Annotated in this window: 9 protein-coding genes; 5 read left to right on the top strand and 4 right to left on the bottom strand. The window is 70.9% G+C overall.

Going from position 1 to position 9674, the window contains the following annotated elements; translation table 11 throughout:
• Nucleotides 1-46: 46 nt before the first annotated feature.
• The 3 genes from purM to ACFRQN_RS37980 form a co-directional block, all read right to left on the bottom strand.
• On the bottom strand, nt 47-1132 hold the full coding sequence (gene purM / locus ACFRQN_RS37990) for a phosphoribosylformylglycinamidine cyclo-ligase (protein ID WP_380745153.1): 1086 nt from the start codon (nt 1130-1132) through the stop codon (nt 47-49).
• A gap of 82 nt (nt 1133-1214) precedes the next feature.
• Nucleotides 1215-2798, bottom strand: a complete 1584-nt coding sequence (gene purF / locus ACFRQN_RS37985) for an amidophosphoribosyltransferase (protein WP_049654084.1) — start codon at nt 2796-2798, stop codon at nt 1215-1217.
• A gap of 308 nt (nt 2799-3106) precedes the next feature.
• Complete coding sequence (locus ACFRQN_RS37980) at nt 3107-3952, bottom strand: diacylglycerol kinase (protein ID WP_259316695.1); 846 nt, start codon at nt 3950-3952, stop codon at nt 3107-3109.
• Between the two features lie 126 nt (nt 3953-4078).
• Between ACFRQN_RS37980 and ACFRQN_RS37975 the strand changes: the two genes are divergently transcribed.
• On the top strand, nt 4079-5362 hold the full coding sequence (locus ACFRQN_RS37975) for an adenylosuccinate synthase (RefSeq protein ID WP_049656442.1): 1284 nt from the start codon (nt 4079-4081) through the stop codon (nt 5360-5362).
• Nucleotides 5363-5495: 133 nt separating this feature from the next.
• The gene (locus tag ACFRQN_RS37970) at nt 5496-6098 is read left to right on the top strand and encodes a GNAT family N-acetyltransferase (RefSeq protein WP_380745150.1); all 603 of its coding nucleotides are present in this window, start codon (nt 5496-5498) and stop codon (nt 6096-6098) included.
• 36 nt (nt 6099-6134) lie between these two features.
• Here ACFRQN_RS37970 and ACFRQN_RS37965 read toward each other — a convergent pair whose 3' ends face one another.
• Nucleotides 6135-6266, bottom strand: a complete 132-nt coding sequence (locus ACFRQN_RS37965; RefSeq protein ID WP_259316694.1) for a hypothetical protein — start codon at nt 6264-6266, stop codon at nt 6135-6137.
• Nucleotides 6267-6637: 371 nt separating this feature from the next.
• Here ACFRQN_RS37965 and ACFRQN_RS37960 point away from each other — a divergent pair, with 371 nt between their 5' ends.
• The 3 genes from ACFRQN_RS37960 to metG all read left to right on the top strand — a co-directional run bounded on the left by ACFRQN_RS37960 (nt 6638) and on the right by metG (nt 9631).
• On the top strand, nt 6638-7486 hold the full coding sequence (locus ACFRQN_RS37960) for a helix-turn-helix transcriptional regulator (protein WP_063780290.1): 849 nt from the start codon (nt 6638-6640) through the stop codon (nt 7484-7486).
• Complete coding sequence (locus tag ACFRQN_RS37955) at nt 7483-7683, top strand: DUF397 domain-containing protein (RefSeq protein ID WP_049656434.1); 201 nt, start codon at nt 7483-7485, stop codon at nt 7681-7683. The genes ACFRQN_RS37960 and ACFRQN_RS37955 overlap by 4 nt, the downstream gene beginning before the upstream one ends.
• A gap of 214 nt (nt 7684-7897) precedes the next feature.
• Nucleotides 7898-9631, top strand: coding sequence for a methionine--tRNA ligase (gene metG / locus ACFRQN_RS37950; protein ID WP_117488936.1), 1734 nt, complete (start codon nt 7898-7900; stop codon nt 9629-9631).
• Nucleotides 9632-9674: the final 43 nt, after the last annotated feature.

Below are 9674 nucleotides of genomic sequence, written 5' to 3'. Positions count from 1 at the left end.
GGGCCCCTCCGGAGCTCCGGAGGGGCCCTTCCGTCGTCACGCCGGGTCAGTTCGCCCGGAAGCCCTCGTAGGCGTTGTAGAGGGCCGCGCCGCCCTCGTGCTCCTCGCCGCGCTCGACGATGTCGCCGAGCAGCCAGGCCTCCACGCCGCGGTCCTCCAGGATCGACAGCACGGCGTCCACCGAGTGCGGCGGGACGACCGCGACCATGCCGACGCCCATGTTCAGCGTCTTCTCGATCTCCAGGGTGGCCACCTTGCCGACCTCGGCGACGGTCCGGAAGACCGGCAGCGGGGTCCAGGTGCCGCGGTCCAGGCGGGCGTGCAGGCCGTCCGGGACGACCCGGGCCAGGTTGGCCGCCAGGCCGCCGCCGGTGACGTGCGAGAAGGCGTGCACCTCGGTGGCGCGGGTGAGCGCCAGGCAGTCCAGCGAGTAGATCCGGGTCGGCTCCAGCAGCTCCTCGCCGAGCGTCCGGCCGAACTCCTCGACCTTGCGGTCCAGCTTCCAGCCGGCCTCGTTCAGCAGCACGTGGCGGACCAGCGAGTAGCCGTTGGAGTGCAGGCCGGAGGCGGCCATCGCGATCACCACGTCGCCGGCCCGGACCCGGTCCGCGCCGAGCAGCGCGTCGGCCTCCACCACACCGGTGCCGGCGCCCGCGACGTCGTACTCGTCCGGGCCCAGCAGGCCCGGGTGCTCGGCGGTCTCGCCGCCGACCAGGGCGCAGCCGGCCAGCGCGCAGCCCTCGGCGATGCCCTTGACGATCGAGGCGACCCGCTCCGGGACGACCTTGCCGACGCAGATGTAGTCGGTCATGAACAGCGGCTCGGCGCCGCAGACCACCAGGTCGTCGACGACCATGCCGACCAGGTCGTGGCCGATGGTGTCGTGCTTGTCCATGGCGGCCGCGATGGCCACCTTGGTCCCCACGCCGTCGGTGGCCGAGGCCAGCAGCGGCCGCTCGTAGTTCTTGAAGGCGGACGCGTCGAAGAGGCCGGCGAAGCCGCCGAGACCGCCGACCACCTCGGGGCGGTTGGCCTTCTTCACCCACTGCTTCATGAGCTCGACGGCGCGGTCGCCCGCCTCGATGTCGACACCGGCGGCGGCGTAGGTGGCGCCGTTCTGGTTGCTGGTCACTGCGTGCGGCCCTTTCGGGTCAGGTGGGGGTGGTTCGGAAACAGCGGTGGGGCCCCGGTTCGCGGGACCCCACCGTGCGTTCTTACGGGCGGCGCAGCGCGTCGGCCGCGCCCGCCCCGCCGAGCAGCGACTGGACGCCGTCCAGGTCGCTGCCGCTGGTCGGCTTGCCGCGGACGGCGGGCGGCTGCTGGCCGCCCTTGATCTCGGCCTCCAGCAGGAGCTTGCCGAGCAGCGCCGGGTCCGGCAGCTCCATCGGGTACTCGCCGTCGAAGCAGGCCCGGCAGAGCCGGTCCTTGGGCTGCTTGGTGGCCTCGATCATGCCGTCGATCGAGATGTAGGAGAGCGAGTCCGCGCCGAGCGTGCGGCCGATCTCCTCGATGGTCATGCCGTTGGCGATCAGCTCCGCGCGGGTGGCGAAGTCGATGCCGAAGAAGCAGGGCCACTTCACCGGCGGCGAGGAGATCCGGATGTGCACCTCGGCGGCGCCGGCCTCGCGCAGCATCTTCACCAGCGCGCGCTGGGTGTTGCCGCGCACGATCGAGTCGTCCACGACCACCAGGCGCTTGCCGGCGATGACCTCGCGCAGCGGGTTGAGCTTGAGCCGGATGCCGAGCTGGCGGATGGTCTGGCTGGGCTGGATGAAGGTGCGGCCCACGTAGGCGTTCTTCACCAGGCCGGAGCCGTACGGGATGCCGCTGGCCTCGGCGTAGCCGATCGCGGCGGGGGTGCCGGACTCGGGCGTCGCTATCACCAGGTCGGCCTCGACGGGCGCCTCCTTGGCCAGCCGGCGGCCCATCTCCACGCGGGAGAGGTGCACGTTGCGGCCGGCGATGGAGGTGTCGGGGCGGGCCAGGTAGACGTACTCGAAGACGCAGCCCTTGGGCTTGGCCTCGGCGAACCGCGAGCTGCGCATGCCGTTCTCGTCGATGGCGATGAGCTCGCCCGGCTCGACCTCGCGGATGAAGGAGGCGCCGCAGATGTCCAGCGCCGCCGTCTCGGAGGCGACCACCCAGCCGCGCTCCAGCCGGCCGAGCACCAGCGGGCGGATGCCCTGCGGGTCACGGGCGGCGTAGAGGGTGTGCTCGTCCATGAAGACGAGCGAGAACGCGCCCTTGACCTTGGGCAGCACGACCTTGGCCGTCTCCTCGATGGAGAGGTCCGGGTGGCCGGCGAGCAGCGCCGTCACCAGGTCGGTGTCGTTGGTCGCGGCGTTCCGGCCGGAGCGCGAGACGTGCTCCTCGCCGGGCAGTTCGGCGACCATGGCCGCCAGTTCGGCGGTGTTCACCAGGTTTCCGTTGTGCCCGAGGGCCAGCGAACCGTGAACGGTCGCGCGGAAGGTCGGCTGGGCGTTCTCCCAGACCGAGGAACCGGTGGTCGAGTAGCGGGCGTGTCCGACGGCGATATGCCCGTGCAAGGACCCCAGCGATGCCTCGTCGAAGACCTGGGAGACGAGCCCCATGTCCTTGAAGACGAGAATCTGGGAGCCGTTGCTCACTGCGATGCCCGCGGATTCCTGACCGCGGTGCTGCAGGGCGTAAAGGCCGAAGAACGTGAGCTTGGCGACCTCCTCGCCGGGAGCCCAGACACCGAAGACGCCACAAGCGTCCTGGGGGCCTTTCTCACCGGGAAGAAGATCGTGGTTGAGTCTTCCGTCACCACGTGGCACGCCTTCGAGTCTAGGGCAGTTGACCCGGGCTTCCGGACCCCGGGACTGCGGCTTTGTCCCGCGATCGCGAGTTAACGCGCGTAGACAAAACCCCTTACCGGTCCGGCATTTCGGGTGGGGGGAATTCCGGCGCGTGGCGGTTGGCCTTGCGGTTCGCGCCTGTTGGGGAGTTCGGTGCGCGCGGCGGCGGGGGTCGGGGGGCGGACGAACGTGAGCCTGCTCACCCGGGGTTCCCCCGCCGGTCGCCCGGCGGTCGTCCGGCGGTCGTCCGCCCGTGGTTCCCCGGCCGCCCGCCGGTCGTCCGCCCATCAGGCCGCCGGCAGCAGCAGGCCCCAGGCCCCCGGGTGCACCGTCCAGGTCCGGGCCCGGACCGGGCCGACCGGGTGGCCGTCCGCCTCGTAGCCGAAGCCGCGCCCGACCACCGAGACGCTCGCCGCCCGGGCCCGCACCAGGGCGCCGGAGGCGGCGACCACCACGTCCATCTCGCCCGTTCCGTGCGAGGCGCCGGCCGGGAGCGTGACCTGGACCAGCCGGACCGGCCGGTGGACGTCCGCGAGCAGCCGGCCGTCGGCCTCGACCCGGACCCGGGAGCCGTGGTCGGTGCCGTCCGGGGTGAGTGCGTTCGCCTGCTCGGCCGCAGCCAGTTTCGCCCATAGCGAACGCCAGCCACCCGGACGGCCCACCGGACGGCGCGCGGCCCCGCCGGTGATCCGCACCCCGCCCAGCGCCACCCCGCCGCCGTCGTCCACCAGCAGGTCCAGCCGGCGCGGCGCGCCCGAGAGCACCGCCCGCGCGGCCCGGACCGGCTCCCCCGGCACGCCGAGCGCGCGGGCCGCGGCCAGCTCCTCCGAGCGGCCGACCGGAACCATCCCCACCGGTTCGTCGCCCAGCTCACGCTGGCGGTGCAGGGCCTGGAGCACCCGCTGCAGAGCGAGGTCGGAACCGATCACCACCGGTCGCCTCCGACCCCGGTGCGAAAGCACCCGGTCGAGCTCGGAAGGGCTCTCCGGAAAGACCACCTTGACGTCCGCTCCCCCGCAGAGCACGTCCTTCGCGATCCGCACCGACTCGCCGTCGGTCTGCCGGGCCACCGGGTCGAGGAGCAGCAGGAGCGGCTCCGGGCCGCCGGTAGCAGGCGTGGACAGGGACGACACGACCGGTCCTTCCTCAGGTAATCTCTCGGTGCAAGAGCCCCTTGCGCCATTGCGCCAGGGGCTTCGTCTATCTCGGGGCAGACTGCGGCCTACGCAGGATGCCCCAACCGGAAGGGGTGTACGCCTGTGCCGGCACTCGTGCTCGTTGGCGCTCAGTGGGGAGACGAGGGCAAGGGGAAGGCCACCGACCTCCTCGGTGGCTCCGTGGACTACGTGGTCCGCTACCAGGGCGGCAACAACGCCGGTCACACGGTGGTCATCGGTGACCAGAAGTACGCCCTGCACCTGCTCCCTTCCGGCATCCTCAGCCCGAACGTGACGCCGGTGATCGGCAACGGCGTCGTGATCGACCCGGCCGTGCTGCTCTCCGAGCTGGCCGGCCTGAACGACCGCGGCATCGACACCTCCAAGCTGCTGATCTCGGGCAACGCCCACCTGATCACGCCGTACCACCGCACCCTGGACAAGGTCACCGAGCGCTTCCTGGGCAAGCGCCGGATCGGCACCACCGGCCGCGGCATCGGCCCGACCTACGCGGACAAGATCAACCGCGTCGGCATCCGGGTCCAGGACCTGTTCGACGAGTCGATCCTGCGCCAGAAGATCGAGGCGGCGCTGCACGACAAGAACCAGATCCTGGTCAAGCTGTACAACCGCCGCACCATCCCGGCCGACCTGGTGGTCGAGGAGTACCTGGGCTACGCGGAGAAGATCAAGCCCTTCCTCGCCGACACCACCCTCGTCCTGGACGAGGCGCTGAAGGCCGACAAGGTCGTCCTGCTGGAGGGCGGCCAGGGCACCCTGCTCGACGTCGACCACGGCACGTACCCCTTCGTGACCTCGTCGAACCCGACCGCGGGCGGCGCCTGCACCGGCGCCGGCATCGGCCCGACCAAGATCGACCGGGTCATCGGCATCCTCAAGGCCTACACCACCCGCGTCGGCTCCGGCCCGTTCCCGACCGAGCTGCTCGACGAGGACGGCGAGGCGCTGCGCCGGATCGGTGGCGAGCGCGGTGTCACCACCGGCCGCGACCGCCGCTGCGGCTGGTTCGACGCCGTCATCGCGCGCTACGCGACCCGGGTCAACGGCCTCACCGACTTCTTCCTCACCAAGCTGGACGTGCTGACCGGCTGGGAGCAGATCCCGGTCTGCGTCGCGTACGAGATCGACGGCAAGCGCGTCGAGGAGCTCCCCTACAACCAGTCGGACTTCCACCACGCCAAGCCGATCTACGAGACGCTGCCGGGCTGGACCGAGGACATCAGCAAGGCGAAGACCTTCGCCGAGCTGCCGAAGAACGCCCAGGCGTACGTGAAGGCGCTGGAGGAGATGTCGGGCGCGCCGATCTCGGCCATCGGCGTCGGCCCGGGCCGCGACGAGACGATCCAGATCAACTCGTTCATCTGAGCCTGATCCTCGGCTGACACTTCGAGGGCCCCGCGGGATCCGTCCCGCGGGGCCCTCGTTTGCCTCGCGCGGCAGATTTGCACTAGTGCAAACATCTCTTGCTTCTAGTGCAGGGCGGCGCTACGTTCGGATCATGACCGCGAAGCTGCCCTCACCCGTCGTCCTCACCGGCCGCCACATCCGCCTGGAGCCGCTGGAGCGCCGCCACCTCGCCGACCTCTGGACGGCCGTCGGCCCCGACCCCGAGGTCTGGCGCTGGACCATGCACCTGCCGCCCGTCTCGGAGCAGGAGTTCGGCGCGGTCCTCGACATCCGCGTCGCCGAGGCGGCGGCCGGCGAGTCGGTGAACTTCGCCGCCGTCGACCTCGCGAGCGGCCGGGCCGTCGGCGTCACCGGCTACCACGACCTCAGCGCGCAGGACGAGTCCGTCGAGATCGGCGGCACCTGGTACGCCCGCTCGGTCTGGCGCACGGCGGTCAACACCGAGGCCAAACTGCTGCTCCTCTCCCACGCGTTCGAGGACCTCGGCATGGGCCGCGTCTTCTGGAAGACCGACGCCCGCAACGAGCGCTCCCGCACCGCGATCCAACGCCTCGGCGCCCAGTACGAGGGCACCCTCCGCCGCCACCGCCGGCGCCCCGACGGCACCTGGCGGGACAGCGCCTACTTCTCGATGCTCGCCGAGGAGTGGTCGGCGGCCAAGTCCCGTCTGGCCGAGCGGCTTTCACGGGGCTGAGCCGCCGGACCGGCGGAGTTCGAGGGTGCGCGGAGGCTATTTCCGCTCGCCTCGGGCGGAATGGCCGGCCGCGAACTCGCGCTTGGCCGCGCGGGGTTCACAGGCCTGGATGTTCACCAGCCAGACCAGCCAGCCGACGAACAGGACGGCGAGCAGGAGCGCCGACAATCCGGCGACGAGAAGCGCATTCACCGGGATGCGGAAATGCGCCGGGGTGGATGGGGCCGATGGGGAGGGCCGAGGGGCGTGGGGAGTGGCATGGCTGTCTCCGGTCGGTGATTTCGGGCGCCGCGACCATGCATCTGATGTGTCATTACGGCCGAATGTCGGCCGTTAGACGACTGTTTGACGACTGTTTAGGCGGCAACAAGTCAGTGAGTGACACGGATGACCATAGGGTCAAGGTGCCAGAGTTGCTACCGAGCGGGAAGACGTTCACTCCATCGTGGGGTATCCCCCGTTTTGGTAGCTAGGGCCCGGTACGCGCGGCACACTTCACCGGAAGCATCGACGCGAGCCGCGACCCGGAGAAGAGAGTCATGCCACCCCGCTTGTCGCCGACCGTGCGCCAGCAGCGCCTCGGGATCGAGTTGCGCAGGATGCGCGAGCTCGTGGGCGTCACGCCCAAGAGCCTGGCCGCCACCATCGGCACCGACCTGCCCAAGATCTCCCAGATGGAGAACGGGAAGTCGGGCATCAGCGCCGAGCGGCTCCGGATCTGGGCGCACACCTGCGGCTGCGAGGACGGCCCTTACCTGGACGCCCTGTTGGCGATGACGCAGGACCGGCGCAAGTACTGGTGGGACGGCTACCGCGGCCGGCTGCCGAACGCGATCATCGACATCGCGGAGATGGAGCACCACGCCTCCTCCCTGTCCATCCTGAACAGCACCTTCATCCCCGGCCTGCTGCAGACCCCGGACTACGCCGCCGCGGTGTTCGAGCGGCTTCCCCCCCAGTACCGGCAGGAGGCGGACATCCGGAAGGCGTTCCGGATCCGGCGCCAGCAGATCTTCGTCGACCACCCGAAGCCGTACAGCGCGTTCCTCCACGAATCCGCGCTGCGCATGCAGTTCGGCGGCCCGGACGTGCTGCGCGACCAGCTGCGGGGCCTGCTGGAGAACTCCGAACGACCCGGGGTGGAGATCCGGGTGATCCCGTTCAGCGTGCCCACCTACACCGGCTCCGGGGAGAGCCTGTACCTCGCCCGCGGGCCCGTCCCGGAGCTCGACACCGTCCAGATCGATCTCTCCCACGGGCCGACATTCGTGCACACCCAGGTCGAACTGGCCTCCTACCGCCGGATCAAGGAGGAGACCGCGGCGATCGCGCTCGGACCGGACGAGTCCCGGGAGTTCATCCGGTGCTTGCTGAAAGACTTCGCATGAGTACCTGGCGCAAGGCCTCGGCCAGCGGTGAGAGCACCGACTGCGTCGAGGTCAGAGCCGCGGGCGAACTGGTGGAGATCCGCGAGTCGGACCGGCCCGAGGTCGTCGTGCGGACCACCCCGCGCAAGTGGGCCGCCTTCGTCCGCGGGGTGAAGTCCGGGGAATTCGACCGGTACGGGGACTTCACCCGGCCCTGATGCCCGACCCTGACGTCCGACCCTGACGTCCGGCCGTGATCCCGGCCGTGATTCCCGACCCCGCCCGGCGCGTGCGGCGGCGCCGCCGACCGGCCCCGCTCCTTGCGCCCCGGCCCCCGCTCCTTGCCCTAGGCTGGCAGCCCACAGTGGACCCTGCGCCCGACACGGCACTCCGGGTGGGGTGCGCGTGCGGGAGAAATCGGAGCATCCGAGGATGGCTCGGCACCTGATCACCAGCGCCCTTCCGTACATCAACGGGATCAAGCACCTGGGCAACATGGTCGGGTCCATGCTCCCGGCGGACGTCTACGCCCGCTACCTGCGCCGACGCGGGCACGAGGTGCTGTTCATCTGCGCCACCGACGAGCACGGCACGCCCGCCGAACTCGCCGCCCAGGAAGCCGGGTTGCCGGTCGCGGAGTTCTGCGCCCGGGCGCACGACGCGCAGCGGGCGGTGTACGACGGCTTCGGGCTCTCCTTCGACCACTTCGGCCGCAGCTCCTCGCCGCAGAACCGGGAGATCACCCAGGAGATCGCCCGCGAGCTCCAGCGCAACGGCTTCATCGAGGAGCGCGCGATCCGCCAGGTGTACTCCAACGCCGACGGCCGCTTCCTGCCGGACCGCTACATCGTCGGCACCTGCCCGCACTGCGGCTACGACAAGGCCCGCGGCGACCAGTGCGAGAACTGCACCCGGGTGCTGGACCCGACCGACCTGCTGGAGCCGCGCTCGGCGATCAGCGGCAGCGCCGACCTGGAGGTCCGGGAGACCCGCCACCTGTTCCTGCTCCAGTCCAAGCTCACCGAGGAGGTCGAGGACTGGATCGACGCCCACGCCGACGACTGGCCGGTGCTGGCCTCCTCGATCGCCCGCAAGTGGCTGACCGAGGGCCTCCAGGACCGCTCGATCACCCGCGACCTGGAGTGGGGCGTCCCGGTGCCGGCCGACGTGTGGCCCGAACTGGCCGCCGAGGGCAAGGTGTTCTACGTCTGGTTCGACGCCCCGATCGAGTACATCGGCGCCACCAAGGAATGGGCGGACGCGGCCCCGGCCGGACACCTGCGGGACTGGAAGTCCTGGTGGTACGAGGCCGACGAGACCGTCCGGTACACCGAGTTCATGGGCAAGGACAACGTCCCGTTCCACACCGTGATGTTCCCGGCCACGCTGCTCGGCTCGCGCCGCCCGTGGAAGAAGGTCGACTACGTCAAGGCCTTCAACTGGCTGACGTACTACGGCGGGAAGTTCTCCACCAGCCAGCGGCGCGGCGTCTTCGGCAACGACGCGCTGGACCTGCTGCCCGCCGACTACTGGCGCTACTTCATGATGGCGCACGCACCCGAGTCGGACGACTCCAGCTTCACCTGGGACCTGTTCGCCTCGGTCGTCAACAAGGACCTCGCCGACACCCTCGGCAACTTCGTCAACCGGGTGCTCACCTTCAGCCGCAAGCGCTTCGGCGACGACGTCCCGGGCGGCCACGCCCCGGGCGAGGCCGAACAGCGCCTCGGCGAGCAGGTCGCCGGGCTGCTCGCCGAGTACGAGGCCCAGCTGGACGCGCTCAACTTCCGCAAGGCGGCGCAGGCCCTGCGCGCGCTGTGGAGCGCGGGCAACGCGTACCTGGACGAGAAGGCGCCCTGGCTCCAGGTGAAGACCGACCCGGAGGCGGCGGCGCTGACCCTGCGCACCGCGATGAACCTGATCCACCTGTACGCGGTGGTCTCCGAGCCGTTCATCCCGACCACGGCGGCGGCCATGCGCGGCGCCTTCGCGCTGCCCGCGGACTCGCCGGCCGCCACCCGCGACTGGATCGGCCCGGAGGAGGCGCGGGCGCTGGACCTGGTGCCGGCCGGGACGGCGTTCACGGTGCCGCCGGTGCTGTTCGCCAAGATCACGGACGAGGACCTGGCGGCCTGGACGGAGCGCTTCGGCGGCTCGGCGGGCTGAGCGGCTGGACGGCTGCGTGACGGCGGCGGGGCCCGGGGTGATT

Source organism: Kitasatospora sp. NPDC056800 (assembly GCF_042789775.1).
Classification (GTDB): Bacteria; Actinomycetota; Actinomycetes; order Streptomycetales; family Streptomycetaceae; genus Kitasatospora.
The sequence above is the reverse complement of the archived record's forward strand: the minus strand, read 5'-3'. Positions and strand labels throughout refer to the sequence as shown.

What these genes read in the sequence shown, in the direction of transcription:
- ACFRQN_RS37970 (WP_380745150.1), top strand. Translation starts at nt 5,496, where the DNA reads ATGACCGCGAAGCTGCCCTCACCCGTCGTCCTCACCGGCCGCCACATC.
- ACFRQN_RS37960 (WP_063780290.1), top strand. Translation starts at nt 6,638, where the DNA reads ATGCCACCCCGCTTGTCGCCGACCGTGCGCCAGCAGCGCCTCGGGATC.
- ACFRQN_RS37955 (WP_049656434.1), top strand. Translation starts at nt 7,483, where the DNA reads ATGAGTACCTGGCGCAAGGCCTCGGCCAGCGGTGAGAGCACCGACTGC.
- metG (WP_117488936.1), top strand. Translation starts at nt 7,898, where the DNA reads ATGGCTCGGCACCTGATCACCAGCGCCCTTCCGTACATCAACGGGATC.